Origin of the sequence: Candidatus Aeolococcus gillhamiae, from assembly GCF_016464765.1 — a bacterium.
Classification (GTDB): domain Bacteria; phylum Chloroflexota; class Dormibacteria; order Aeolococcales; family Aeolococcaceae; genus Aeolococcus; species Aeolococcus gillhamiae.
Genome location: NZ_JAEKNS010000067.1, coordinates 30076 through 56459, shown reverse-complemented (window position 1 = coordinate 56459; position 26384 = coordinate 30076). Strand labels below are relative to the sequence as shown.

At 69.9% G+C, this 26384-nt stretch carries 23 protein-coding genes; 21 read left to right on the top strand and 2 right to left on the bottom strand.

The window, feature by feature from the left end; translation table 11 throughout:
• Positions 1 to 164: 164 nt before the first annotated feature.
• From thiL to JF886_RS06090, 15 genes are all read left to right on the top strand, one after another.
• The gene (gene thiL / locus JF886_RS06160) at positions 165 to 1205 is read left to right on the top strand and encodes a thiamine-phosphate kinase (RefSeq protein WP_337310626.1); all 1041 of its coding nucleotides are present in this window, start codon (positions 165 to 167) and stop codon (positions 1203 to 1205) included.
• On the top strand, positions 1202 to 1693 hold the full coding sequence (tsaE, locus tag JF886_RS06155; protein WP_337310624.1) for a tRNA (adenosine(37)-N6)-threonylcarbamoyltransferase complex ATPase subunit type 1 TsaE: 492 nt from the start codon (positions 1202 to 1204) through the stop codon (positions 1691 to 1693). The genes thiL and tsaE overlap by 4 nt, the downstream gene beginning before the upstream one ends.
• A complete protein-coding gene (tsaB, locus tag JF886_RS06150; protein ID WP_337310622.1) occupies positions 1690 to 2304 on the top strand; it encodes a tRNA (adenosine(37)-N6)-threonylcarbamoyltransferase complex dimerization subunit type 1 TsaB in 615 nt (204 codons plus the stop codon). Before tsaE ends, tsaB begins: the two co-directional genes overlap by 4 nt.
• 57 nt (positions 2305 to 2361) lie before the next feature.
• Positions 2362 to 2913, top strand: a complete 552-nt coding sequence (gene rimI / locus JF886_RS06145; protein ID WP_337310620.1) for a ribosomal protein S18-alanine N-acetyltransferase — start codon at positions 2362 to 2364, stop codon at positions 2911 to 2913.
• Positions 2910 to 3926: a tRNA (adenosine(37)-N6)-threonylcarbamoyltransferase complex transferase subunit TsaD gene (gene tsaD / locus JF886_RS06140; RefSeq protein WP_502711402.1), complete on the top strand. Its 1017-nt coding sequence runs from the start codon at positions 2910 to 2912 to the stop codon at positions 3924 to 3926. Before rimI ends, tsaD begins: the two co-directional genes overlap by 4 nt.
• A 48-nt stretch (positions 3927 to 3974) precedes the next feature.
• Entirely contained in the window at positions 3975 to 4814 is an 840-nt protein-coding gene (locus JF886_RS06135; protein ID WP_337310616.1) for a ZIP family metal transporter, read from the top strand.
• Positions 4815 to 4915: 101 nt separating this feature from the next.
• A complete protein-coding gene (gene groES, locus JF886_RS06130) occupies positions 4916 to 5221 on the top strand; it encodes a co-chaperone GroES (protein ID WP_337310660.1) in 306 nt (101 codons plus the stop codon).
• A gap of 73 nt (positions 5222 to 5294) precedes the next feature.
• A complete protein-coding gene (gene groL, locus JF886_RS06125; RefSeq protein ID WP_337310614.1) occupies positions 5295 to 6986 on the top strand; it encodes a chaperonin GroEL in 1692 nt (563 codons plus the stop codon).
• Positions 6987 to 7045: 59 nt separating this feature from the next.
• Positions 7046 to 8881: an asparagine synthase (glutamine-hydrolyzing) gene (asnB, locus tag JF886_RS06120; protein WP_337310613.1), complete on the top strand. Its 1836-nt coding sequence runs from the start codon at positions 7046 to 7048 to the stop codon at positions 8879 to 8881.
• Entirely contained in the window at positions 8878 to 9585 is a 708-nt protein-coding gene (locus JF886_RS06115) for a F420-0--gamma-glutamyl ligase (RefSeq protein ID WP_337310611.1), read from the top strand. The genes asnB and JF886_RS06115 overlap by 4 nt, the downstream gene beginning before the upstream one ends.
• A 17-nt stretch (positions 9586 to 9602) precedes the next feature.
• A complete protein-coding gene (gene alr, locus JF886_RS06110; protein WP_337310610.1) occupies positions 9603 to 10718 on the top strand; it encodes an alanine racemase in 1116 nt (371 codons plus the stop codon).
• A gap of 1 nt (position 10719) precedes the next feature.
• Positions 10720 to 11607, top strand: coding sequence for a nitrilase-related carbon-nitrogen hydrolase (locus JF886_RS06105; protein ID WP_337310608.1), 888 nt, complete (start codon positions 10720 to 10722; stop codon positions 11605 to 11607).
• Positions 11601 to 13820 (top strand): ATP-dependent helicase, encoded by a 2220-nt coding sequence (locus JF886_RS06100; RefSeq protein ID WP_337310658.1) that lies wholly within the window; start codon positions 11601 to 11603, stop codon positions 13818 to 13820. The genes JF886_RS06105 and JF886_RS06100 overlap by 7 nt, the downstream gene beginning before the upstream one ends.
• 4 nt (positions 13821 to 13824) lie before the next feature.
• Positions 13825 to 15855 (top strand): NAD-dependent DNA ligase LigA, encoded by a 2031-nt coding sequence (ligA, locus tag JF886_RS06095; RefSeq protein WP_337310605.1) that lies wholly within the window; start codon positions 13825 to 13827, stop codon positions 15853 to 15855.
• 13 nt (positions 15856 to 15868) lie between these two features.
• Positions 15869 to 17905, top strand: coding sequence for an excinuclease ABC subunit UvrC (locus tag JF886_RS06090; protein WP_337310603.1), 2037 nt, complete (start codon positions 15869 to 15871; stop codon positions 17903 to 17905).
• A 4-nt stretch (positions 17906 to 17909) separates the two neighbouring features.
• On the opposite strand, the gene JF886_RS06085 is transcribed toward JF886_RS06090, so the two are convergent.
• Both JF886_RS06085 and JF886_RS06080 read right to left on the bottom strand, forming a co-directional pair.
• Positions 17910 to 19298 (bottom strand): sensor histidine kinase, encoded by a 1389-nt coding sequence (locus tag JF886_RS06085; RefSeq protein WP_337310601.1) that lies wholly within the window; start codon positions 19296 to 19298, stop codon positions 17910 to 17912.
• Positions 19295 to 19981: a response regulator transcription factor gene (locus JF886_RS06080; RefSeq protein ID WP_337310599.1), complete on the bottom strand. Its 687-nt coding sequence runs from the start codon at positions 19979 to 19981 to the stop codon at positions 19295 to 19297. Before JF886_RS06080 ends, JF886_RS06085 begins: the two co-directional genes overlap by 4 nt.
• A 101-nt stretch (positions 19982 to 20082) precedes the next feature.
• Here JF886_RS06080 and rapZ point away from each other — a divergent pair, with 101 nt between their 5' ends.
• The 6 genes from rapZ to gpmI all read left to right on the top strand — a co-directional run bounded on the left by rapZ (position 20083) and on the right by gpmI (position 26379).
• The gene (gene rapZ / locus JF886_RS06075) at positions 20083 to 20940 is read left to right on the top strand and encodes an RNase adapter RapZ (RefSeq protein ID WP_337310597.1); all 858 of its coding nucleotides are present in this window, start codon (positions 20083 to 20085) and stop codon (positions 20938 to 20940) included.
• Positions 20941 to 20972: 32 nt separating this feature from the next.
• Positions 20973 to 21776, top strand: a complete 804-nt coding sequence (gene whiA / locus JF886_RS06070) for a DNA-binding protein WhiA (RefSeq protein ID WP_337310594.1) — start codon at positions 20973 to 20975, stop codon at positions 21774 to 21776.
• An 86-nt stretch (positions 21777 to 21862) separates the two neighbouring features.
• On the top strand, positions 21863 to 22870 hold the full coding sequence (gene gap, locus JF886_RS06065) for a type I glyceraldehyde-3-phosphate dehydrogenase (RefSeq protein ID WP_337310592.1): 1008 nt from the start codon (positions 21863 to 21865) through the stop codon (positions 22868 to 22870).
• A 10-nt stretch (positions 22871 to 22880) separates the two neighbouring features.
• The gene (locus JF886_RS06060; protein ID WP_337310590.1) at positions 22881 to 24074 is read left to right on the top strand and encodes a phosphoglycerate kinase; all 1194 of its coding nucleotides are present in this window, start codon (positions 22881 to 22883) and stop codon (positions 24072 to 24074) included.
• 23 nt (positions 24075 to 24097) lie between these two features.
• Positions 24098 to 24847, top strand: a complete 750-nt coding sequence (tpiA, locus tag JF886_RS06055) for a triose-phosphate isomerase (RefSeq protein ID WP_337310588.1) — start codon at positions 24098 to 24100, stop codon at positions 24845 to 24847.
• Complete coding sequence (gene gpmI, locus JF886_RS06050) at positions 24844 to 26379, top strand: 2,3-bisphosphoglycerate-independent phosphoglycerate mutase (protein ID WP_337310586.1); 1536 nt, start codon at positions 24844 to 24846, stop codon at positions 26377 to 26379. Before tpiA ends, gpmI begins: the two co-directional genes overlap by 4 nt.
• The last annotated feature ends 5 nt before the right edge of the window (positions 26380 to 26384 follow it).

The following is a 26384-nucleotide window of genomic DNA, read 5'->3' as shown; positions in this document are numbered from 1 at the left end:
GTTCCCCGTCGCCGAGGCGCTGAAATTATGTGTTCCGCGCGGGGTGCGGGCCCCTGCGACCCGCGGCACGATAGAAGGTCGGGGAGCATGAATGCAAACGGGCCAGGCGCGTCTATCGCGCCTCAGGGGCCCTCACGGGGGCTGCTCCGTAGAGTAGGGAGACGATGTCCCGATCCGCGCCGCCAGTCCCCCACCGCGACTTCGGCGCGGGCGGTCCCACCCTCGCCCAGACCGGCGAGCGCGCCCTCCTCGAGCAGCTCGTGGCGATCTCCGCGGCGGCTTTTCAGCGGGCGCCCGCCGCGGGCGACGACGCCGCGGTGTGGACGCCGCCGGCAGGTCGTGACCTGGCGGTGAGCGTCGACGCGCTGGTTGAGGACGTCGACTTCCGGCGCGGCTGGATCGGTCCCCGCCAGCTCGGCCGCCGCGCCTTCGGCGTGGCCGTCTCCGACCTCGCCGGCACCGGCGCCGAGCCCCTCACGTGTCTGGCCACGCTGTGCGCGCGCCCCTCCGAGCAGCTCGAGGACGTCCTCGAGATCCAGCGCGGGCTCTGTGAGGCGGCCGCAGAGGCCGGCTGCGCGGTGGTCGGCGGTGACGTCAGCGCCATCGACGGCCCCCTGGTGATCGACGTCTGCGTCAGCGGCAGTCTTCCGACAGGGCGGGCGCTCCGCCGCGCCGCCGGCCGCGCCGGGGACCTTCTCCTGGTCACCGGTGTGCTGGGGCGCTCGGCTGCCGGACTGCGCCTGCTCCTCGACGGCCTCGCACCCGCGGCGGTGACGGAACAGGACTGGGTCGACGCACACCTGCAACCGGTGACGCGGCTGCGCGAGGGCGCTCGGCTGCTCGAGGTCGGGGTGCGCTGCGCGGGCGACGTCAGCGACGGCGTTCTCGTCGACGCGGAACGGACCGCGCGTGCGTCGTCGTGCGCCGTTGAGATCTGGAGGGACAGCCTGCCGGTCGACGCGCACCTGTCAGATCGTTTCGGACAAGGATGGCTGGAACTGGCCGTGGCAGGCGGCGAGGACTTCGAACTGCTCGCCGCCACTCCCGAGTCGGATGCCGCCGACCTGATGCGTGCGTGGCCCGGCGAGCTCGCACCGCTGACGGTGATCGGGGCGCTCACGGCGGGATCCGGCCTGCGCCTTCTCGATCGGCGCGGTGGCATCGAGCAGACCGCCCCGCGCACGCTGGCAGCGCACTTCTCGTGACACCCGCGACCCTCCCTCTGCACACCGATTCGCCCGAGGAGACCGAGCGCCTCGGCGCGGCGCTTGGCACGGTGCTGCGCCCCGGCGATGTGCTCGTGCTCGAGGGCCCGCTGGGGGCTGGCAAGACGTGCCTGGTGCGCGGCCTCGTGGCCGGCGCCGGCGGCGACCAGGCGGCGGTGCGCAGCCCGACCTTCGTGCTCCACCAGCCGCATCAGGCCGCCGGCCTCACAGTCCACCACATCGACCTCTACCGTCTCGGCCCAGGCGCGTCCATCGAGGTGCTCGACCTGGACACCCTGCTGCTCGACGGCGCTGTGGTGATCGAGTGGGGCGGCTACGCCGACCTCAGCGGCTTCGACGTCTCGACCGTGTCGATCGCCGGTGGCGACCATGGCGACAACCGGCGTGTCCTCCGCTTCGAGCAGCCGGCGGCAGCCCGCCTCGTCGAGGCGTGGGCGTCGCTGTCGCGAGCCGCCGCTGCGCCGTGAGTGTCATCGCCATCGACTCCAGCTCGCGCGACCGAGCGTGGGCGGTACGCACCGCGACCGACGGGACTGTGATCGAGCAGCGGGCCATGCCCGGTGGCCAGCTGGACCGCGCCCTCCCGGGCGCCATCGCCGAGCTCCTCGCAGCCGACGTCACCGCGGTTGTCGTCCTGACCGGGCCAGGCTCGTACAGTGGGGTGCGCGTCGGCATGGCGGCGGCGCTGGGCCTCGCCGCCGCCCGCGGACTCCCACTTCACGGCATCGGCAGCCTCACCGCCGTGGCCGCGATTGCCGACGCGGCCGACGGTGTGGCGTTCAGCGCGGTCACCGACGCCGGCCGCGGCGGGGTGTACGTCGCCCGCTTCACGCGCACTGGGACGGTGCTGGAGCAGATCTCCGCGGTGGAGCGGGCGACCGCTGCCGAGGTCCACAGCCGGCACCGCGTCTTCGCCAGCACCGAGATCCCGAGCCTCAGCGCAGAGCAGGTCGATCCCGTCGCGGCCTTGGCCAACGCCGTGCCGCGCGCGCTGTCCCTGCCGCCGCTCACCGCCCTCGGACTGCAGGCCGTCCACGCCGAGCTTGCCGGCAACGTGTTGCCGACGAGAGGGGGGTGAGGGTCAGACGCCCTGTAGACTCGTGCCTTCGGATCAAAGCCGTTCGCGGTGAGTGTCATGCAGGTCGTCCCGCGCATCGCCATCGAGCGCATGCGCCCCGAGGACATACCCGCCGTCCAGGTCATCGAGCGGGAGATCTTCCTGTCGCCCTGGCCGCGCAACGCGTATGCCACCGAGCTCGCCCAGAACCGCCAGGCGTCGTACATCGTGCTTCGCGAGGACGGCGAGCTGGTGGGCTACGCCGGCCTCTGGAAGGTCGTGCACGAGGCCCACGTCACCACCATCGGGGTGCGCGGTCGGGAGCAGGGCAAGGGGTACGGGAAGACGCTGTTCGCCGCGCTCATCCAGCGCAGCTACGACCTCGGCGCGCGCTGGATGACGCTCGAGGTGCGCGCTGGCAACGACAACGCCGTTCGCCTTTACGAGTGGTTCGGCTTCAAGTCGATCGGCCGTCGCCGCGGCTATTACACCGACAACGGTGAGGACGCGGTGATCATGTGGAGCGACAGCATCCACGCGCCGGCTTTCAAGCGTCGCTTCCTCGACATCTTCCGCGGCATCGACGTCCCCGGCATCGGCACGGCCCCGTCGGCGGAGTACCCGCTCTGAACCTTTTGGCGGTCGAGACCTCATGCGACGAAACGGCGGCGGCGGTGTTGCGCGACGGCAGGGAGGTGGTCAGCAGCGTCGTCTCCTCGCAGATCGAGCTTCATGCGGCGCACGGTGGGGTGGTCCCCGACCTGGCCGCGCGCGCGCATCTCGAAGTGATCGGCCCTGTCGTGGAGGAGTCTCTCAGCGCGCTTCCCGGGGGCTGGGACGCCGTCGACGGCGTGGCCGTGACCCGCGGGCCGGGGCTGGCGGGGTGCCTGCTGGTGGGAACCGCGTATGCCCAGTCCGCGGCGGTGGCGCGCGGGGTGCCGGTAGTGGGGGTCTCGCACATGGCGGGACACATCTACAGCGCGTGGCTCAGCGATGTCACGCTGGAGCCCCCGTACCTGGCGCTGGTGGTGAGTGGCGGCCACAGCGACGTCGTCGAGCTGCGCGATCACGGTGATGCTGTGCGGCTTGCCTCGACTCGCGACGACGCTGCCGGCGAGGCATTCGACAAGGCGGCGCGGCTGCTCGGCCTCGGCTACCCCGGAGGGCCGGCGGTGGAACGCGCCGCCCGCACCGGCGACCCGGGACGATTCCCGATGCCGCGAACGCGCCTGGACGGCGCGCTCTCCTTCAGCGGCCTGAAGACTTCGCTCCGCTACGCGATCCGCGACCTCGGCGCCGGCGCCCTGACCGACGCAGGCTCGCCGCGAGACCCTGCTGTCGTCGCCGACCTTGCCGCCTCCTTCCAGGCCGCCGTCGTCGAGCAGCTGCTGCACGTCCTCGGCACCATCGCCGACCGGCGCGGTGCGGAGCGGATCGCCGTGGTGGGTGGCGTGGCCGCCAACCAAGCGCTCCGCGACGCGGTGCGGAGCCGCTTCGCCGGGCTGCCGGTCACCGTTCCACCACTGTCGCTCTGCACCGACAACGCGGCCATGATCGGCGCGGCGGGGTGGCAACGCCTCCGCCTGCACGGCCCGGACGCCCCCGGGGTTGCCGTCGATCCCGGCCTCGACCTCTACAGCTGATGGGTCGGGGACGGGGTCAGCGCTCGAACGGTCGGCTACGCTAGCTCCATGAGCTTCACCGGCGCGGCCATCCTCGGCGCGGTCTCCGGGTTGACCATCCTGCTCGGGCTGCCCATCGCCCGCTGGGGACGTCCGGGGCCACGGCTGATGGCTTTCCTGACCTCGGCCTCGGTCGGGGTCCTGCTCTTCATCTTCTACGACGTCATCCGCAACGCCAGCGAGACCGTCGAGGCCAGGATGGCCGCATCGGCCGGCCAGGGCGCCGGGCTCGGCCTCCTGCTCGCCGCCGGCCTGGCGTTCGGCCTGTTCGTTCTCGTCGTCTTCGAGCGGGTCTCGCGACGCAGCCCCCTCCCGGCCGGGCCCGGGGCCATGGCCGCTACCGAAGCGGCTCACAGGACGCGGCAGCCGCTGCCCGCCCCGTTGCGGACGGCCCTCTTCATCGCCATCGGGATCGGTCTGCACAACTTCTCCGAGGGCCTGGCGATCGGCCAGTCAGCCGCCTCCGGCGCGTACCGGTTCTTCCTCGTCCTGGTCATCGGATTTGGGCTGCACAACATCACCGAGGGATTCGGCATCAGCGGACCGATGATCGGGCGTCGCCCCAGCTGGCGCTTCCTGGGCCTGCTCGGGGCTGTCGGCGGTGGGCCGACGTTCCTGGGCACGCTGATCGGCTTCGGAGTGACCCGCTTGGGGGGCTCGGGGCTGGCCAGCCAGTCCGTTTCGGTGCTCTTCCTCGGCCTCGCCGCCGGGGCGATCGTCTACGTGATCGGGGAGCTCCAGCACGTCAATCGCAAGATCGGCAGCCACCAGATGGGCATGCTCGGCCTGCTCTGCGGGTTCCTCGCCGGCTACGGCACGGACATGCTGCTCAAGGGCGTCGGCGCGTAGCGCCCCTGCTTGCCACGCTGGCACTCGCTGGGGTAGAGTGTTAGCAGTCGTAAGCTGCGAGTGCTAACCACAACTCACACCTAGGAGGTCCCCCTGTGGCCCTGAAACTTCGTCCCCTTGCAGACCGCGTCGTCGTCAAGCCCCTCGAGCGCGAGGAGATGACCAAGAGCGGCATCGTCCTCCCCGACACCGCCAAGGAGAAGCCCCAGGAGGGCACCATCGAAGCGGTGGGCAGCGGTCGCTACAACGAGCAGTCCGGCAAGCGCGTCGAGCTCGACGTCAAGGTCGGCGACCGCGTGATGTACGCCAAGTACGCGGGCAGCGAGGTCAAGATCGACGAGGTCGAGTACCTCATCCTCAGTGAGAAGGACATCCTCGCCGTCGTCGGCACCAACGGATCCAACTGACCGTTTCGCAGACCCAGCGCCACCGGACCGCCCGGTCGTGCGCGCGCGTCTGCATCGGAGGCACTGAACTGTCATGACCGCCAAGCAACTGCGCTTCAGCAACGACGCCCGCGACGCGCTCCATCGGGGTGTCGACGCGGTGGCCGACGCCGTCTCGGTCACGCTCGGTCCGCGCGGTCGCAACGTGGTCATCGACAAGCGTTTCGGAGCGCCGCTGATCATCAACGACGGCGTCACGATCGCCCGCGACCTCGAGTTCAAGGACCACTTCGAGAACATGGGCGCGCAGCTGCTCAAGGAGATCGCGGTCAAGACCAACGACATCGCCGGTGACGGAACCACCACCGCCACCGTGCTGGGCCGTGCCCTGATCAACGAGGGCCTGCGCAACCTCGCCGCGGGCGCGTCGCCCACCGAGCTGCGCCGCGGCATGAACGCCGCCGCCGATGCGGTGATCACCGCCGTGCGCGCGCAGTCGCATGAGGTTGCCGGCAACGAGGACCTCCAGCGCGTCGCCAGCATCAGCTCCGGCGATGAGGGCATCGGCACGATGATCGCCGAGGCCTTCGAGCGCGTCGGCCGCGAGGGCGTGGTCACGGTCGAAGAGGGCAGCGGCATCGATACCGAGGTCGACGTCGTCGAGGGCATGCAGTTCGATCGTGGCTACGTGTCGCCGTACCTGGTCACCGATCAGAAGGCGATGGAGGCGGTCCTCGACAAGGCCGCGGTGCTGATCACCGATGCCAAGATCACCGCGGTGGCCGACCTGCTGCCCGCGCTCGAGCTCGTGGTCCAGTCGGGACGGCCGCTGCTCATCGTTGCTGAGGACGTCCAGGCCGAGGCGCTGGCGACGCTGGTCGTCAACCGGCTGCGTGGCTCCTTCACCGCAGTGGCCGTCAAGGCGCCGGCGTTCGGTGACCGTCGCACCGCCGTGCTCACCGACATTGCGGTGCTCACCGGCGCCACTGTGATCAGCGAGAAGGTCGGGCTGCGGCTCGACGCCGTCCGTCTCGACCAACTCGGCAGCGCCGACCGGATCGTCGTCACCAAGGAGGACACGACGATCCTCAAGGGAGGTGGCGACCGCGCCGCCGTGAAGGCGCGCGCCGAGGACATCCGCCGCGAGATCGAGGAAACGGAATCGGAGTGGGATCGCGAGAAGCTGCAGGAGCGCCTCGCCCGTCTCGTCGGTGGCATCGCTGTGGTCAAGGTCGGGGCCGCCACCGAGGTCGAGATGAAGGAGCGCAAGTCGCGCGTCGAGGACGCACTCGCGGCCGTGCGCGCGGCGCTGGCCGAGGGATACGTCGTTGGCGGTGGCGTCGCGCTGCTCCGCTCTGTGCATGCGATCGACGGTCTGACGCTCGAGGCCGACGCTGCAACCGGCGCCCGGATCGTGCGCAGGGCACTGCAGGAACCGTTGCGGATCATCGCCCAGAATGGCGGCTTCGACGGACCGACCGTCGCCAACCACGTCGCCGAGCTCAGTGGCGACGAGGGCTTCGACGCGCGCACCGGTGACTACGGCAACCTCGTCGAGCGCGGCGTCATCGATCCCACGAAGGTCGTCGTCAGCGCTCTCACGCATGCCACCTCCATCGCCACCATCGTGCTCACAACCGAGGCTCTCATCGCCGATGCCCCGGAGCCCGAGGACGACGAAGCGGGTGGCGCAGGTCATGGCCACTCGCACGGCGGCGGCATGGGTGGCATGGACGGCATGGGTGGCATGGGTGGCATGGGCATGGGGGACGACCTCGACTTCTGAGCGCGCAGCCACCACCGATGGGCCGCGAACCCTCCGACCCCGCCTAGACTGACCGGCGTATGTGTGGGATCGCCGGATTCACCGGAGTGGACCAGGAGCTGCTCGGTCGCATGCTCGACTCCATGGTGCATCGTGGCCCGGATGGCTTCGGCGTCGAGGTCAACGAGCACTTCTCGATGGGAATGCGGCGGTTGGCCATCGTCGACCTCGAAGGCGGCAACCAGCCCATCTACACCGATGATCACCGCCTGGCGCTCATCAACAACGGGGAGATCTACAACGCCCCCCAGCTGCGTGCCGAGCTCGAGAGCAAGGGCCACCGATTCACGACCGATCACTCCGACACCGAGGTGATCCTGCGCGGCTACGAGGAATGGGGCCAGGAGGTCGTCACCCACCTCACCGGGATGTTCGCCTTCGCGCTCTGGGACTCCACCCACAAGGAGCTGTTCCTGGCCCGCGACCGGCTCGGCATCAAGCCGCTGTACTACACGCAGCACGGTGGCCGGGTCATCTTCGCGTCGGAGATCAAGGCGATCCTCCAGGACCCAACGGTGCCGCGCCGCGAGGACCTCACCGTCCTGCAGCGATTCCTTCTCTTCCGGGTCCACGACGCCAGCGAGGACACCTTCTTCGACGGCATCAAGCGGCTGCTTCCTGCACACACGATGACCGTCGGTCCCGAGGGGATCCGCGGCGTCCGGCGCTACTGGAACCCCGAGGTGAACCTGGAGTTCTCCGGCAACCGCAGTGACGACGACCACGCCGCCGAATTCCGCGCCCTCTTCGACCGCGTGGTGGCACGGCACCTGCTCTCGGACGCGCCGGTCGGGGTGCCGCTCTCCGGCGGCCTGGACTCCAGCGGGGTGGTGTGCACCATGGCGCACCTGATGGAGCAGGGCACCGACCTGCACACCGGCGGCACCCTGCACACGTTTTCCGCGCTGTTCCCCGGCCAGAGCATCGACGAGAGCCAGTACATCCATGAGGTCGAGCAGCAGGTGGGCAGCGTCCCGCATTACGCATACCCGGACCTCGACGAGTTCTGGCTGGAAATGCAGCAGTGGATCTGGTTCCAGGAGGAGCCGACGATCGCATCGGCGCCATACGCGTACTACTGCGTTTATCGAGTCGCCAAGCAGTTCGTCAAGGTGATGCTGTCGGGCAATGGCGGCGACGAGCTCCTGGCCGGGTACATTCCCTACTTCCGTGCCTACCTAACCTCCGCGCGCGATCAGCATCGCTGGCTGGCGGGTGCGCGCGAGCTGCTGACGGGGATCGACCTGTATCGCGGCTACTTCGGCGAGGCGATGCGCTCGCACCTCCCCGGCCGCGGCGGTTTGCTGAGCATGCGACCGCTCCTCGCTGACCCCAACGGCGAGCTCCAGAAGGTCACGTTCACGCCGGATCGCAACCTCAACGCGCGGCTCGCCCACGACGTGCTTTCGTACTCGACCCCCAACCTGCTGCGCTACGAGGACAAGAACTCGATGGCGTTCTCGATCGAGGCACGTGTCCCGTTCCTCGACCACGAGCTCGTCGAATTCATCTTCAAGCTGCCGATCAACCAGAAGATCGACGGGGGCTGGAACCGCGCCGTCTACCGCCGTGCCATGCGCGGTCGGATCCCCGAGCTGAACCGGTTGCGCCGTAGCAAGATCGGCTTCACCAACCCCGAGGTGACCTGGATCCGCGGCCGCGCTGCACGGATGCGCGCCATCTTCGACTCGGCGACGTGCCGCGGGCGTGGCATCTACGACAACGATCGTCTGGTTCGCGATTTCGACGCATGGCTGGCGGGGGCACCGGGTGATCCGCTCATCTTCTGGCGGACGATGGTCACTGAGCTGTGGATGCAGCGCTACATGGACCAACCGGTGGCGCTGGCAGCATGACCGTGCTCGCGCCGGCGGTGTCGTGGCACGAGGACCGCGTGGTGGGCCGGCGCACCTACCGCCGCGCCGCCATCGGCACCCACCTGGTCCACGTCAAGGAGCCGATCCTCGACGTGCTGCGCACCTACGTCACACCGGTCTTCGAGCCCGGCGACCTCCTCGTCCTCTCCGAGAAGTTCGTGGCCATCACCCAGGGGCGGGTGATCCACCGCTCGCTGGTCCGGCCCGGCCTGCTCGCGCGCCTGCTGGTCAAAGGGGTCACCAAGCTCAAGGACGACGTCGGCTTCTCGGACCCCGCCAAGATGCAGGTGGCGATCATGCGCGCGGGCTGGGCGCGCATGGCATTCGCGATGAGCGTCGGCGGCGTCACCCGCCTGTTCGGCCGTCACGGTGACTTCTACCGCCTCGCTGGCAACCGCGTGTCCGAGATTGATGGCTTCAACCCGCACACCGTTCGTCCCTTCAACGAGTTCGCCATGCTGGGCCCCGAGGATCCGCCGCGCGACGCCCAGGCCATCGAAGACGCCACCGGCTGGCCGGTGGTGATCGTCGATGCCAACAACGTCAACGTCGAGGTGCTCGGCGCCAGCCGCGGCGTGCCGGTGCCGGTCGCTGATGTGCGCCTGGCAGTGCTCGACAACCCTCTTGGGCAGGGCGAGGAACAGACGCCGATCGTGCTGTTGCGTCCCCAGCCTGCGCAGTAGGGCTGCAAGCGACCGTGGTGACCACCAAGTGGGCCGAGATCGACGCCGCGGCATTGCGCGACAACGCCGCCTCCCTGCGCGCGTTTGCCGGCGACGGCTGCGCGGTGATGGCGATGGTCAAGGCCAACGGCTACGGGCACGGCGCGGTCACCGCCGCCAACGCGGCGCTGGACGGTGGGGCGACCTGGCTCGGGGTGTCGGCCATGGTCGAGGCGGTCGAGCTGCGCCGCGCCGGCATCGGCGCGCGCCTGCTGAACGCCGGATGGACGACGCCCGCGGAGATGGCCATCGCCGCGGCCAACGACGTCGACGTGGCGGTATTCACGCCCGCCGACCTGGCCGCGGCACGCGACGCCTCGGGCACGAACAGGCTGCGGGTCCATTGGAAGATCGACACGGGAATGGGCCGGCTGGGCACCCGCCTCGAGGATGTCGAGCCGATGCGTGCCGCGCTGCTTGGCGCGCGAGACGCGATCGACGTGGCCGGCATCTTCACCCACTTCGCCTCCGCGGACGACGAGGCGACCGACGTGACGGTGGCCGCGCATGAGCGCTTCCTCGCGGTGGTGGCGGAGTCGGCGGAGTCGCTGGGCGGTCCCCTGGTGCACTGCGCCAACAGTGCCGCCGCGCTGCGCCTGCCCGAGACCCACCACGACATCATCCGGCCGGGGATCGCGTTGTACGGCTACCCACCCGCGCACAGCGGGGATGCGGTCCGACTCCGCCCCGCGATGCGCGTCTGTGCGCTGGTCACCCAGGTCAAGGACGTCGGTCCCGGCGACAGCGTCGGCTACGGCCGCGAGTGGATGGCGACGCGGCGGACGCGCGTCGCCACGGTTGCCGCCGGCTACGCGGACGGGGTCGACAGACGCAACGGCAACCGCGGGGCGGTCATCGCCGGCGGCGCCGTCTGCCCGATCATCGGGCGCATCAGCATGGACCAGCTCTCCATCGATGTCTCCGAGGCCGGTGAGATTCGGGCGGGCGATCCCGTGGTCCTCCTCGGTGACGAGGCCGGGCACCGGATCGACGCCGCCGACATCGCCGCCTCGATCGGCACAATCTCCTACGAGGTGCTCTGCGCCGTGTCGTCGCGAGTTCCCCGGGTAGCCGTCAATGACAGCGGAGGGTGAGATGAGCCGGCCGGTGCGGATCGCGGTGGCCCAGTACGCGCCGACGATCGGCTACGTCGACGCCAACCGCGTCGCCGCGGTCCAATGGGCGGAACGCGCCGCCGCCGAGAAGGTCGACCTGCTGGTGCTGCCGGAGCTCGCCTCGAGCGGCTACGTCTTCGCGTCGGAATCCGAGGCGGCAGCGAGCGCTGAGGACGCCGAGCACGGTGAGCTCGTCGACGCCCTCACCGCCGTTTGCGCCGACGGCCTGCACTGCGTGGTGGGGATCAACGAAGCGGACGGGGCGGTCCGGCACAACAGCGCCGTGGTGATCGGACCGCAGGGACACATCGCCACCTACCGCAAGCTGCACCTCTTCAACGACGAGAAGTCCTGGTTCGAACCGGGAGGCGAGCTGCCGGTGGTGGACCTGCCCTTCGGTCGCGTGGGCATGGTCATCTGCTTCGACCTCTGGTTCCCGGAAGCCGCACGCGCGCTGGCGCTCGCGGGCGCAGAGATCATCGCCGTGCCCACCAACTGGGTGGCGTCGTTCCGCCGCCAGGTGTACGACGCGGCCGGCTATTGCCTGGGCGACATCGTGGCCATGGCCACCGCGGGGCAGAACGGCGTGGTCATGGCGTGCGCTGACCGAGTCGGCGTCGAGCGCGAGGTGCGCTTTCTCGGCTGCTCGATCATCGTCGGGTCGGACGGCTGGCCCGTCCAAGGGCCCGCGGGCCACGAGGAGGAGGTGTTGCTGGTGGCCGACGTGGACCTCGACGGCGTCGCCCTGGCGCGCCGGCGCACGCCACGCAACGACCTGTTCGGGGACCGCCGCCCGGACTCCTACAATGCTGTGGTCATCTCCGCCTCGCCGCCAGCCGGGGCGGTCACCACACCCATCCCATCCTGAGCGCCACAACTCCCTCCACGCCCCTCCTCACCGACCTCAACGACGCCCAGCGCGAGGCCGTGACCGCGCCGGACGGGCCGCTGCTGATCTTTGCCGGAGCGGGCAGCGGGAAGACGCGGGTGCTCACCCATCGCATCGCCTACGTGCTGGCCACGCGCGACGTCCGCCCGCACGAGATCTGCGCCGTCACCTTCACGAACAAGGCGGCGCGCGAGATGCGCGGGCGCATTGAGGTGCTCCTCGGCGGCACCACGTCAGGCATGTGGATCGGCACGTTTCACGCGCTCGGAGCGCGAATGCTGCGCCGTGATGGTGCCGCCATCGGCATTCCGAGTGGTTACTCGATCTACGACGAGGCCGATCGCGCCGCCGCGTTGCGGCGTGCGATGCAGGCCGAGGGCATCGACGACAAGCGTTTCCCCGCCAACAAGGTCGTTCACATCATCAGCGCCGCCAAGAATGAGCTTCTCGATGCTCACGCGTACGCGGCCAAGCACGCCGGCGAAACCTATGAGGGAACGGTCGCGCGGGCGTTCATCGCCTACGAGGCGGAGATGCGCGCCGCCGACGCGCTCGACTTCGACGACCTCCTGGTGCGCACCGTGCAACTGCTTCGTGAGAGCGATGGGGTTCGCGAGGACTACCAGACGCGCTTTCGCCACCTCTTCGTCGACGAGTACCAGGACACCAACCTGGCCCAGTACGTGCTGGTCAAGCTGCTCACCGAGAGGCACCGCAATCTGACCGTTGTGGGCGACGACGATCAGGCCGTGTTTGGGTGGCGCGGGGCTGATGTGCGCAACATCCTCAGCTTCCGGCACGACTATCCCGACGCCAAGGTGGTGACCCTCGAGCAGAACTACCGCTCCACCCAGGTGATCCTCGACGCTGCCCATGCGGTGATCCGGCAGAACAGCGAACGCGCCGACAAGAAGCTCTGGACCGACCGCGGAGGCGGCGAACTGGTGCGGCTGATCTCGGTGTACGACGAGCAGGAGGAGGCGCTTGCGGTCTGCGGCGAGATCGAGATGCTGATCGGGCGCGAGGGTTTCTCGCTGAGCGACTGCGCTGTCCTGTATCGCACCAACGCGCAGTCGCGCGCATTCGAGGACGTGCTGCTGCGCCGGGGGATCCCGTACCGCCTGGTCGGTGGCCTGCGCTTCTACGAGCGCCGTGAGGTGAAGGACGTCCTCGCCTACCTGCGCCTGATCGCCAATCCACGCGACTCGGTCTCCTTCGGCCGGGTGGTCAACGTGCCCAGGCGAAAGATCGGCGACCGCACCGTCGCCGAGCTGGAGCGGCTGGCGCGCCGCAAGCGCATCTCGCCATTCGAGGCGGTGCGGGCGATGGATGACAGCGCGGAGATCACGCCCGCGGCGCGCGCCGCTCTCGCCGACTTCGGCCGGATCATCGACGACCTCCGCGATCTCTCCGAGCGCATGCCGCTGCCTCAGTTCCTCGACCGCGTGCTTGACGACACCGGCTACGAGCGCGCGCTTCGCGACGGCACTCCGGAGAACGAGGAGCGTTGGGCCAACGTCACCGAGCTCATCGGGTTGGCCAGCGAGTACGGCGACGTTCCGCCGCCACAGGGGCTCACTCAGTTCCTCGAGAACGTGGCGCTTGTGGCGGACGTCGACACACTCGACGACGCGGCGAACGGTGTCACCCTGATCACGCTGCACCAGGTCAAAGGCCTCGAGTTCCCGGTGGTGTTCCTGGCCGGGATGGAGGAAGGGCTCCTCCCGCACATCCGCGCGCTCGAGGAGGGCGACGCCGGCATTGCCGAGGAGCGTCGGCTCACCTACGTGGGCCTGACCCGCGCCCAGCGCCGACTCTACGTCCTGCACGCGTTTCGGCGACACCTCTACGGCTCCCAGCACCTCGCCGAAGCCTCACGATTCCTCGCCGACCTTCCGGCGGAGGTGCTGGACATCGTGCGGCGCCCGGGCGCGGCGGTACCCTCGCCGCCGCGGGCGCCCGGGGCGGTGCGTCAAGCGGTGCACGCCCACGCCGTGCGTCCCAACCCTGTCGAGCTGGCGCCGCAGCGCTACAGGGAGGGGGACCGCATTGCTCATCCCAAGCTCGGGGAGGGCAGCATCCTGAAGAGCACCATGACGCGCTCGGGTGAGGAGGTTGTCATCAAGTTCGACAACGCCGGCATGAAGATCTTCGCGGTGGCCGACTCGGCCATCTACTCAGTCATCGACTGACGCCGTGGTCAAACCGCTGGGCAAAGCGCCGACCATACCCATGGCCGCTCGCGACCGTGCCGTCGAGCTGCGCCAGGTTCTCGACGACAACGCGCACCGGTACTACGTCCTCGACGATCCCCAGATCTCCGATGCCGAGTACGATCGGCTCTTCCGGGAGCTCGTCGACCTCGAGGCCGAGTACGCGGGTCTGCAGACGCCGGACTCTCCGACCCAACGAGTCGGTGGTGCCCCGCTCGAGACCTTCACCAAAGTCCGGCATCGCAGCCAGATGCTGTCGCTGGGCAATGCCTTTACGTCGGCCGAGGTCGAGGCGTTCTTCGCCCGCGCCGAGCGGGGTGCCGGTCACGTGGACGCGTTTGTGTGCGAGCTGAAAATCGACGGCCTGGCAATCTCCCTGACGTATCAGGACGGCGCGTTCGTCAGGGCGGCGACGCGCGGCAACGGTGTCGAGGGCGAGGACGTCACCGCCAACGTCCGCACCATCCGCAGCGTTCCGATGCGAGCGCAGGCGCCTGAACGATTCGCCGGCGAGGTCGAGGTGCGCGGTGAGGTGTACCTACCCAAGGCGCGCTTCGCCGCGTTCAACGCGCAGTTGGAGGAGGCCGGCAAACCGACATACGCGAATCCGAGAAATGCTGCCGCTGGAGCGGTCCGCCAGCTCGATCCCTCTGTGACCGCCAAGCGCGGCCTGTCGACGTTCATGTACCAGCTGGAGCCCTCCAAGGGAGTGGCCACGCAGGCCGATGCCCTGGATCTGCTCGGCAGCGTCGGATTCCGCGTCAACCCGCACCGTCACGTGGCCGGCTCAGTCGACGAGGTGCTCGCCTTCATCGAACACTGGTCCGAGAAACGCCACGACCTCGACTACGAGACCGACGGGGTCGTGATCAAGGTGTCATCCCTGGCGCTGCAGGCCGAGCTCGGCAAGGTCTCGCGGTCTCCTCGCTGGGCGATCGCCTACAAGTTCCCGCCGGCGGAGGTCGAAACGGAGGTTCTCGACATCGCTGTCCAGGTGGGACGCACCGGCTCGGTCACGCCCGTCGCCCACCTGCGCCCGGTTTTCGTGGCCGGATCCACCGTCCGGCGCTGCACCCTGCACAACGAGGACGAGGTGGCGCGCAAGGACGTGCGCATCGGCGACACGGTTCTGCTGCACAAGGCAGGCGACGTGATCCCGGAGATCGTCCGGCCGATCCTCGAAAGGCGTCCCAAGGGCGCCAAGCCCTGGGTGATGCCCAACCGCTGCCCGGCCTGTGACAGCGAGCTGGTGCGCGAGCCCGACGAGGTGGTGCGCCGCTGCGTCAACCCGCTCTGCCCGGCGCAGCGCCGCGAGCGCCTGCGCCACTTCACCTCCCGCGCGGGCATGAACATCGAGGGACTGGGCGAGGCCATCATCGACCAGCTCGTCGACGCGGGGTTCCTCGCGGACGCCGCCGACCTCTTCGGGGTGACGGTCGAACAGCTGTTGACACTGGAGGGCTTCGCCCAGCGTTCGGCGCAGAAGCTGCACGACTCCATCGCGGCACGGACGACGGTGCCGCTCGCCCGCCTCATCAACGCCTTGGGGATCCGTCACGTCGGGGAGCACACCGCCGCGCTGCTCGCCACTCACTTCGGCAGCATCGAAGCGCTCGCAGCCGCCTCGGCCGCGGACCTCACGGCGGTGGAGGGTGTCGGCCCGGTCGTGGCGGAGGACGTCGCCCGCTGGTTCGGCACCGACGAGGGTCGTGATCTTGTCCGCCGGCTGGGGGCGGCAGGGGTCACCGCCGAACCGGTCCGCGCGGCTGCCGGCGGTCCCTGGCATGGGCAGTCGTGGGTGCTCACCGGCACGATGGACGCGCTGACCCGCCCCGAGGCCGAGGAGCGCATTCGCGGACTCGGCGGCACACCGTCGTCGAGCGTCAGCAAGCGCACCCACACCGTGGTGGCCGCTGCCTCGCCGGGGACCAAGCTGGGGCGGGCGCAGGAGCTCGGCGTCCGTGTCATCGACGAGCAGGCCTTCCTCGACGAGCTGACCGCCGCCGGCGGCTGATTACAGTGGACCCGTGACCACACAGACAGCGTCTCGGCGCGCCCGGCTGCTCGACAACCCCGAGCTGCTGCGCGAACGGCTGCGTGCTGCGCCGGCCGGGGCGGGCGTGTACGTCATGCGCGACCTCGAGGGGCGGGTCGCCTACGTCGGCAAGGCGGCCAGCCTGCGCAACCGACTGCGCTCCTATTTCACCGGCGTCGAGTCACTGCCGGCGCGGACACACACGTTGGTAGAGCGGGTGTTCGACTTCGAGGTGATCCCCTGCCTCAACGAGCGCGAGGCGCTGATCCTCGAGAACAGTCTGATCAAGCAGTACCGGCCGCGCTACAACGTGCGTCTCAAGGATGACAAGAGCTACCTTTACCTGAAGATTCCCAAGCCTGGCTCGGGCCCCGCGCACGCGCCCGGAACAGCCCGCGAGCAGCTGCGCGCTCCGCGGGGGGAGCGCGGTGTGCTGGCCACGGAGTTCCCACGGCCGTACTACACACGTCGCATCGCCCGTGACGGCGCCCGCTATTTCGGGCCGTACACGAGCGCGCAGTCCCTCCGCAGCACCGTCAAGTCGCTGCGCACGATCTTCCCGTTCCGCACCTGCAGCGACGAGATCTTCCGGCGGGGACGGGTCTGCCTCGATTACCACATCAAGCGCTGCAGCGGGCCGTGCGAAGCGCGGATCGACGCAGCCGAGTACGCCACGCTGCTCGACCAGGTGGAGTTGTTCATGCAGGGTCGCAGCGACGCCCTTGATGCGCAGCTGCGCCGCCAGATGGAGGACGCCGCCGGCCGTCTCGACTTCGAGCTGGCAGCTCGCTTCCGCGACCGCTTGCGCGCTATCGACCGCATCGCCGAGCGCCAGAAGATGCTCACCGGATCCCGGTCGGACCAGGACTGCGTCGCGGTGGCACTGGAGGGAGGGCGGGCGATGGTGGCGTTGCTCGCGGTGCGCCGCGGGCGTGTTCTGGGGATGGAGACGCACGAGCTCGAGGGCGTCACCGACCTGAGCGCCGGTGAATGCCTGGGCGCATTCGTACCGCAGTATTACGGCAACGCCCCCAGCCTGCCGCGGACGGTGTTGGTGTCCGATCCGATCGAGGACGCCGCGGTCGTCGAGGAGTTTCTTGCCGAGCAGCGCGGCGGCCCCGTCGACCTGCGCCACGCCCGGCGCGGCACCGGCCGCGAGCTGGTCGAGCAGGCACACACCACCGCGCTCACCGCTCTGCGACAGCGGCGCATCGTCGACGATTTCGACGCCGAGCGAACCGACGCGCTGCTCGTCGACCTCGCCGAGCGCCTGCACCTTGCCGGACCGCCGCGGCGCATCGAGTGCTACGACATCAGCAACACCATGGGTACCAACTCGGTGGGCTCGATGATCGTGTTCGAGGACGGCCGGCCCCGCCCGTCCCACTACCGCCACTTCGGCATCCGCACCGTCGAGGGCAGCGACGACTTCGCCTCGATGGAGGAGACCCTGCGTCGCCGTTTCACACGGCTGCTCCGCAGCCGCGCGGAGGGCGCGGGCGCTGACGACATCCCGGTCGACGACCCGGCCGGCAGCAACGGCGAGGTGCGGGCTCCGCAGGTGGCAGACGGCACCGCGGAAGGCCGCAGCGGTGAGGACAGCTTCGGTGTCCTTCCCGACCTCGTGCTCATCGACGGCGGCAAGGGACAGCTGGGTGCGGCGTACCGGGTGCTGAAAGAGGCGGGCCTTGTTCAGGTCCCGGTCTTCGGCCTGGCCAAGCGCAACGAGGAGCTGTTCGCCCCCGGACTGTCGCGTCCCACCATCATCGAGAAGGACAGTCCCACCCTCTTCCTGCTTCAGCGGGTGCGCGATGAGGCCCACCGTTTTGCGATCACGCACCACCGCGCGCGGCGCGCGCGCACTGCCCTGCGTTCGCGTCTGGACACCGTTCCCGGTCTTGGACCGGTCCGCAAGCGCACCCTGCTGCGCCGCTTCGGCAGCATCGACGGCATCCGTGCCGCCAGCGTCGAGGCGCTCAGCGAGGAGGTCCCGCGCGCGGTCGCGCTGAGCATCAAGGAGCTCCTCTGAGGAGTTAGGCGGGGTGAGGCGGTGCCGGTGGCGTCAGCGTACCGGCCGGGATCGCCTGGTCGCGGGCCATCTCCCCGTCCTCCTTCTCCGCGCCACCGCGGATCAGCGGTGTCCAGCTCACCGCCATGCTCGCGCCGCCGGCGGCCGACGTGCCCACCTCCCACCGACCGCCGCTGGCGCCGACCACGGCGGCGGCGATGGCGAGCCCGAGCCCGGAACCGCCCGGAGCGTCGCTGGCACGGCGGAAGCGGTCGAAGACATGCCTCCGTTCCTTGGCGGGGATGCCGGGGCCGGAATCGTCCACGGCGAGTCGCACGCGCCCGTCACGACGTCCCACCGCAACGTCGACGGTCCCGCTGGGAGGGGTGTAACGGCAGGCATTGTCGAGGAGCACGCCGAGCAGACGGTCGAGCCATTCGGGCGGCGCGCTGATCATTGTCGAGACCGGCTCGACGGCGACCCGCAGCGTGAGCCCGCGTGCCTCAGCCACCGCGGTGAAGCGCTGGGCCGCCTGCTCGGCGAGCACCCCCAGGTCGGTGGCTTCGGAGCTCGGAGTGGGCTCGGTGCTGTCGAACCGCGCCAGCCAGAGTAAGTCGTCGACGAGGCGCCGCATGCGCTTGCTCTCGACCCCGACCGCCTCGAAGGCATTGCGATACCAGGTCGTGTCGCGCTCGCGCTCGAGCGCGAGGGAGGTCTGCGCCTCGATCACTGAGAGTGGTGTGCGCAGCTCGTGCGATGCATCAGCGGTGAGCTCGATCTGTCGCTGGCGTGCGCGCTCGATCGGTGCCGCCACGCGTCGCCCGATGATGAGCGCGCCGAAGAACACCGCGAGCAGGAGCACCGGTCCGATCAACAGCTCCGCGGTCATGATGTTGTGCTGCGTCGCCGCCACGTAGTCGAGCGACTGGCCCACGACCACGTGGGCGCCCGTCATAGCCGCGCCGGTGACCCGGATCTGGTCGCCGCCCGGGAGCGTGGCTGTTGCCGGCGCGGTCGCCGACTGCGCGGAGGCAGGCAGAGGAGTGGTGCCTCCGCTGCCGTTGGCCGGAACGAGGGCCCTGCCGATCGCCTGGCCCACCTCTCCGCTGGGGAGCACCACCCAGGTGAGGAGGGGCTCCTGGTACACGGGTCCGGCACTGCGCAATGTGCCGGGCGCGGGGGGCTGCCCCGAACCGGTCACGTTGTCGCTGATGTACGTTGTGAGGCGATCGTCGACCGCGGCGACCAGGTTGCGGTTGACGATCAGGACCACGGCGCCGGCGATCACCACGTATGCCACGAGCACAACAGCGGTGGTGATGAGCGCGACGCGAAATGACGCTCGGCGAACGTCGCGAGCAGGGGCCGCGAACACCGACGTGACGCTGCCGACGATTCGCCGTACCGCGGTCACGCAGGATCCAGCCGGTAGCCGGAGCCGCGTACGGTGACGATCCGCACCCCTGCGTCGGGCAGCTTGGCGCGCAGCCGGCTCAGGCGAACGTCGATGGCGTTGGAGCCGAGGGGATCGGTCTCGTCGCGCCACGCCTGCTGGGCGATGCTGTTGCGATCGACCACCTGGGGAGCGCGACGCATCAGCAGCTCGAGGATGTTGAACTCGGTGGCGCTGAGGTGCACGGCGCGTCCGTGCGCGGTGACCTCGCGGCGACTGGGATCGAGCTCGAGCCCGCCGCGCACCAGAGTGGCGCTGTCCGTGCCGGGAGGGCGCCGCTGCAGGGCGCGGATGCGCGCCAGCAGCTCGCCGAAGTCGAATGGCTTGACCAGGTAGTCGTCGGCACCCGCGTCGAGCCCGTCGATGCGGTCGGCGGTGGTGTCGCGGGCGGTGAGCATGAGCAGCCGGGTGGGGCGCTTCTCCTTGCGAGCCCAGGCCACAACGTCGAGGCCCGAGGCGCCCGGCATGCGCCAGTCGAGGATGGCGACGTCGTACTCGTAGAAGCGCAGCTGGTCGATGGCGTCGTCGCCGCGCGTCACCGCGTCGACGAAGAAACCGTGATCCTCCAGCCCCTGGCTGAGCACCGCGCGCAGCCCGGGGTCGTCCTCGGCCACCAGGATGCGCACGCTCAGCCCCGCCACCATGCCGTCATTCTTCTTCGAGGATAGTCAAAGACCTTGCGAAAACGTGACATCTGGCGAGGGGGCGACGGGCGAAACGCCGACCCGCCGGTACACTCGACTTCGTGACCAACTCCGGGCCGACGCGGCCGGCCAAGCCCTGGATCCTCACCGGGATGAGCGGGTCCGGAAAGGCCACCGCGTTGCGCGCGCTCGAGGCCGCCGGGGTCAGCAGCATCGACAACCTGCCCGTTCCCCTGCTCCCCGCATTCCTCGCCGAGCCCCGTGCCCAACCGGCGGTTGCCGTGGTCGACGCTCGGCGTGGGGATGAGCTGGCCTCATTCGAAGGTGTCGAGGGTGCCACCGTGGTCTTCCTGGACGCGCCCGACGCCGTCCTGGTGCGCCGGCTGGCGGACAGCACCCGGCCTCACCCATGCGCCGCGGCGGGGACAGGTCAGGCGGCGGTGACCGCTGAGCGAACGTTGGTCGCGCCGCTCCGCGCCGCTGCCGACGTGGTCATCGACACCGGCGCGCTGAGCGACGCGCAGCTGTCGCAGCGCATCCTTGAGGTGGTGGCTCCCGAGCGGGACGTGGACGCCGGCTTTCGCTGCACCGTCTCGTCATTCGGCTTCAAGTACGGCCCCCCGCTGGAGGCCGACTGGGTGGTCGACAGCCGCATCCTCCCGAACCCCTTCTGGGAGCCCGAGCTGCGGCCGCTGACCGGCCTCGACGAGCCGGTGCGGGAGTTCCTGCTGGGGAAGGAGGAGTCACGCCAGTTCGTAGGGCGCACCGCGGGATTGCTCGACTGGGTCATCGCGGCCTCGCGACGGCGAGGCCGCGGGGCCACGCACGTCGCGGTGGGCTGCACAGGTGGCAGGCACCGCTCCGTGGTCATCGCGGTGGAGCTGGCTGCCGCGCTTGCCGGGGATGGCATCGCGGTTGACGTGCGCCACCGCGACGTCCACCGCCCCGATCCCCGCTAGACATGCGCGGCGGTTCGTTCACGGAGAGCGTCGTGGCCGAGCTGGCCCCGCATCTTCCGCCGCTGCCGCACTGCCGCGCGGCCCTGCTCGAGGGCATGAGCCTCACCGGTGACCCGGCGGTCGCGCCCGGCGGGCTGGAGACGCCACGCGCCGTGGCGGCGCGCTGCGCGGTGGCCATTCTCCATGCCGACGGTCGCTCCGGCCACGCCGTCCGGGTTCGCGCGCCGCGCCGGGCTCACTACCGGGTCGACGTTCCCAGCGGCGGCCCGATAGTGACACCCAACAACTGCTGTCGTCGAAGCCGGCTGCGCGGCGCCTTCCTGGCCCTGGGCTCGGTGAACCGGCCCGAAAGGCCACCCCACCTCGAGATCCCGGTCCGCGACAGCGCGGCGGCCGAGCTGCTGCTCGGGGATCTCGGCGCCCTCGAGGTGCCGGCCTCGATCCGCATGCGCCGGCTGCGACCGGTGGTGACGGTGCGCAGCGCCACCGCCGTAGGCGCCGCCCTCAGCTCGATCGGCGCCCAAGGCGGCCGCCTGGCGTACGAGCAGGGACGCGTGGTTCGGGACGTCCGCGCCGGGGTCAACCGCACCATCAATGCGGAGACCGCCAACCTGAGACGGACCGTCGACGCCGCTGTGCGACAGCTCGACGCTGCCGAGCGACTGTGTGCAGATATCGGGCGCTGGGAGTCGCTGCCCCCGGCGCTGCGCGCCGCCGCCGAGCTGCGCCGCGCCCACCCGGACGCCTCATTGGGGCCGCTCGCGGAGCATGCGGGCATCAGCCGCCCGGCGATGGCCGGCCGCCTGCAGCGCCTTGTGGAGGCTGCACGACAGTGAAGCTGGGACGGGCGCGCAGAGTACGGTGGTAGTGTCGAGCCCCGCGCGGCCAGGGGATCCGGGCCGCTAACTGAGGAGCGTCACGGATGGCTGTCAAGGTTGGCATCAACGGTTTCGGTCGGATCGGACGCAATGTCTACCGAGCCGCTCGCGAGCGCCACTCCGACCTTGAGATCGTCGCCGTCAACGACCTCACCGACGCGACGAACCTTGCCCACCTGCTCAAGCACGATTCGATCCTCGGACGCTTTCCCGGCGCGGTGAGCGCAGACGGCGACCAGATCTCCGTGGACGGCAGCCGCCTCACAGTCCTCGCCGAGCGCGATCCACAGCGACTCCCCTGGGCAGATCTGGGCGTCGAGGTGGTCATCGAGTCGACGGGGTTCTTCACCGACGCCACCAAGGCGCGCGCCCACATCGACGCGGGCGCCACCAAGGTGATCATCTCCGCGCCGGCAACCAACGAGGACATCACCGTCTGCATGGGCGTGAACCACACCGCCTACAACCCGGCCGAGCACCACGTGATCAGCAACGCTTCATGCACCACCAACTGCCTGGCTCCGGTTGCCAAGGTGCTCAGTGACAGCTTCGGTATCGAGGCCGGACTGATGACCACTGTCCACGCCTACACCAACGACATGGTCCTCCTGGACACCCCACACAAGGACCTGCGCCGCGCGCGGGCTGCCGGGCTCTCCATCATCCCCACCTCCACCGGGGCGGCCAAGGCGCTGGCGCTTGTGATGCCCGAGCTCAAGGGCAAGTTTCACGGGATGTCGCTCCGCGTCCCGGTGAGCGACGTGAGCCTGGTGGATCTCACCGCCACGCTCAGCCGCGCCGCCACCGTCGAGGACGTCGACGCCGAGCTGCGCGAGGCGGCCGACGGCGCGCTCAACGGCATCCTGGCGATCTCCGATGAGCCGCTCGTGTCGATCGACTTCCTCCACGACAGCCACTCGGCGATCGTCGACGCGCCGTCCACGATGGCCGTCGGCGACCGCACCGTGAAGGTGCTCGCCTGGTACGACAACGAATGGGGGTACTCCTGCCGGGTCATCGACCTTGCCGAGCACATCGCCGGGCGTCTCTGATCCGCGCTCGATGACCAAGGCGACCATCGACGACATCGACATCTCGGGCAAGCGCGTCCTCCTGCGCGTGGACTTCAACGTTCCCCTTCGCCACGGACGCGTGGGTGACGATCGGCGCATCAGTGAGGCGTTGCCGACCGTCAACGCGCTGCGCGAGCGCGGGGCGCGGACGATCATCGTCACCCACATCGGACGACCGGGTGGCCGTGTCGACGCGTCTCTCAGCGTGCAGCCGATCGCCGACCGTCTCGGTGAGCTGCTCGGAGTCGACGTGCCGGTGGCGCGGGACGTGGTCGGGCCATCCGCGCAGGCCCTCGTCGACGCGCTCGCCGACGGCGACGTGGCCATGCTCGAGAACGTGCGTTTCGAGGCGGGGGAGGAGCGCAACGATCCTGCGCTGGCGCAGCGGCTCGCCTCGTTTGCAGATGTGGTCGTCAACGATGCTTTCGGGACCGCCCACCGCGCCCATGCGTCGACTGAGGGCGTGGCCCACCTGCTTCCCGCGGTGGCGGGTTACCTGATGGCACGCGAGCTCGAGGTGCTCGGTGGAGTCCTCGGCGACCCACGCCGCCCCCTGGTCGCGGTGCTGGGCGGGGCCAAGATCTCCACCAAGCTCGGCGTCCTGACCAACCTGCTCAACCGCGTCGACAGCCTGCATGTCGGGGGAGCGATGGCGTGCACGTTCTTCCGCGCCAAGGGCGCGGCCACGGGTCGCTCGCTCGTGGAGGAGGACAAGGTGCAGATGGCGCGCGACATCCTCGACGTCCCCGGTGCCACCGCACAGCTCCGCCTTCCGTTCGACGTCGTTGTCGCAGCGGAGGCGACCGACGGCGCCGGGACCGAGGTCGTCTCCTGGGATGCGATCCCCGACGACCTCATGGTGGTCGACGTCGGTCCCCAGACCGTGGCCGCGATCGCGGCCGACTTCCGCGACGCCGGCACGGTGATCTGGAACGGACCGCTCGGCATCTACGAGGTCGACGCCTTCGCGCGTGGCACCCGCGCCGTCGCCAAGGCGCTCGGCGAAAGCGATGCGTTCAGCGTGGTCGGGGGTGGCGACCTCGGCGCCGCCGTCGACGACTCCGGGGTCGCCGACAGCATCGACTTCATCAGCACCGGCGGCGGCGCCACCCTCGAGTTCCTCGAAGGCTGCACGCTGCCCGGCGTTGCGGCCCTTCGCGATCGCGAGACGGTGGCCAAGTGAGCCCGTCCTCGCGACGACGGCCGATGGTCGCTGGCAACTGGAAGATGAACACCACCATCCCAGACGGGGTGGCGCTGGCACGTGCGGTCCTCGAACGATGCGGCGCCGAAGGCACTGTCGACGTGGCTGTGCTGCCCCCGTTCGTGCATCTCTGGCCGGTTCGGGAGGTGCTTGCGGCGAGCTCGATCCTCCTCGGTGCCCAGGACGTGTTCTGGGAGGAGGGCGGCGCGTACACCGGGGAGATCTCGCCACCGATGCTCGCCGGTTGGTGCGACCTCGTCTTGGTCGGGCACTCCGAGCGACGCCACCTTTTCGGCGAGACCGACGCGCAGACGGCCCACAAGTTCGCGGCGGCACGTCGCCACGGGCTCATGGTCATCCTCGCGGTGGGGGAGACCGAGACCGAGCGTGACGAGGGACGAACCGTCCCGGTGGTCGATCGCCAGCTCGAGGCCGTGCTCGCCGAGATCGATGCTCCACCGCCCGCGGATGAATGGGTGATCGCATACGAGCCCGTCTGGGCGATCGGCACCGGGCGGACCGCCAGCCCCGCGCAGGCGGAGGAGGTGTGCGCCCACATCCGCGCCGCGGTCAGCGCTCGCGCGGGCGAATCGCCCCGCGTGCTGTACGGCGGCAGCGTCACCGCCGACAACGCCGCCGAGCTGTTCAGCCGCGCCGGCATCGACGGCGGCCTCATCGGCGGCGCCAGCCTCAAGCCGGAGTTGTTCGCAGACATTGTCGCCGCGGCTGCACTGGCGGCCTTGGCGCGGTGAGTGCGGTGCGCCCGTTCGTCCTCGCCGTGCTCGACGGCTGGGGGCAGTCCGACGACGCCTTCGGCAACGCCATCGCGGCCGCCGCCACGCCGACGATGGATCGGCTGATGAACACATGTCCCTGGACGACCGTCGCCGCCAGCGGCGAGGCTGTGGGCCTTCCCGGCGGTCAGCAGGGCAATTCGGAGGTCGGTCACCTCACCATCGGCGCCGGCCGGGTGATCTTTCAGCCGCTGACGCGCATCAACCGTGCCGTCGCCGACGGCAGCTTCTTCGACAACGTGGTCCTCTGCGACGCCGTCGACGCTGCGCTGCAGCGGGGAACGACACTGCACTGCATGGGCCTGGTATCTCCAGGCGGCGTGCACAGCGACCAGAGGCATGCTGTCGCCCTGGCTGTGATGGCGCGCCGCCGCGGGCTCGAACGCGTGTACTTCCACGCCTTCACCGACGGCCGCGACGAGCCCCCGACGAGCGCGGCCGGCTTCATGCGCACCTTCGTGGACGACCTGCGATCCGCAGGCTGCGGCCGGGTGGTGACCGTGACCGGACGCTACTACGCGATGGACAGGGACACACGCTGGGAACGCACCCAGCTCGCCTACGAGCAGATCGCCGGCACCGGCAGCGGCGCGGTGGTGGCTGACCCGGTGGAGTACATCGAGTCGGAGTACGCGCGCGACGTCACCGACGAGTTTCTCCCTCCTGCTTCCATCGCCGGCGGCGGGGCCCAACCGGTGCACATCGAGAACGGCGACTCGGTCGTGTTCTTCAACTTCCGTCCCGACCGGGCCCGCCAGCTCAGCCACGCGCTGGTGGACGTGGAGTTCACCGGTTTCGAGCGCTCGCGGGTGCTCGAGGACCTCCACTTCGTGACGTTCACCGAGTACGCGCGCGACCTCGCCGCCGACGTGGCATTCCCGCGCCAGGACGTCTTCCACACGTTTGCCGAGGAGGTCAGCGCAGCCGGCCTGCGGCAGTTCCACGTCGCCGAGACCGAGAAGTACGCGCACGTGACGTACTTCATCAACGGGGGACGCGAGGAACCGTTCAGCGGGGAGGAGCGGCTGCTGGTTCCGTCGCCGCGCGTGGCCACCTACGACACCACCCCGGCGATGAGCGCTGTGGAGGTCACCGACGCGGTGGTTGAGCATCTGGAGAGCGCTCATGACGACCTCATCGTGGTCAACTTCGCCAACCCGGACATGGTTGGTCACACCGGCGTGTTCGAGGCCACCGTGCGCGCGGTCGAGGTCGTCGACGGCTGCCTCGATCGCATCGACGCAGCCGTGAAAGCCGCCGCCGGCGGGCTGCTGATCACCGCCGACCACGGCAACGCCGAGCACAAGGTCGATCCCCGGGACGACTCGCCGTTGACGGCGCATACAACCAGCCCGGTGCCGGTGATCGTCTGCGGCACCGGTGCCACCGCCCTGCGCGAGGGCGCAGGCCTCGCCGACGTCGCGCCCACCGTGCTGACCGCGATGGGAGTGGATGTCCCCGACGAGATGACCGGCCGCAGCCTCTTCTGACGGGT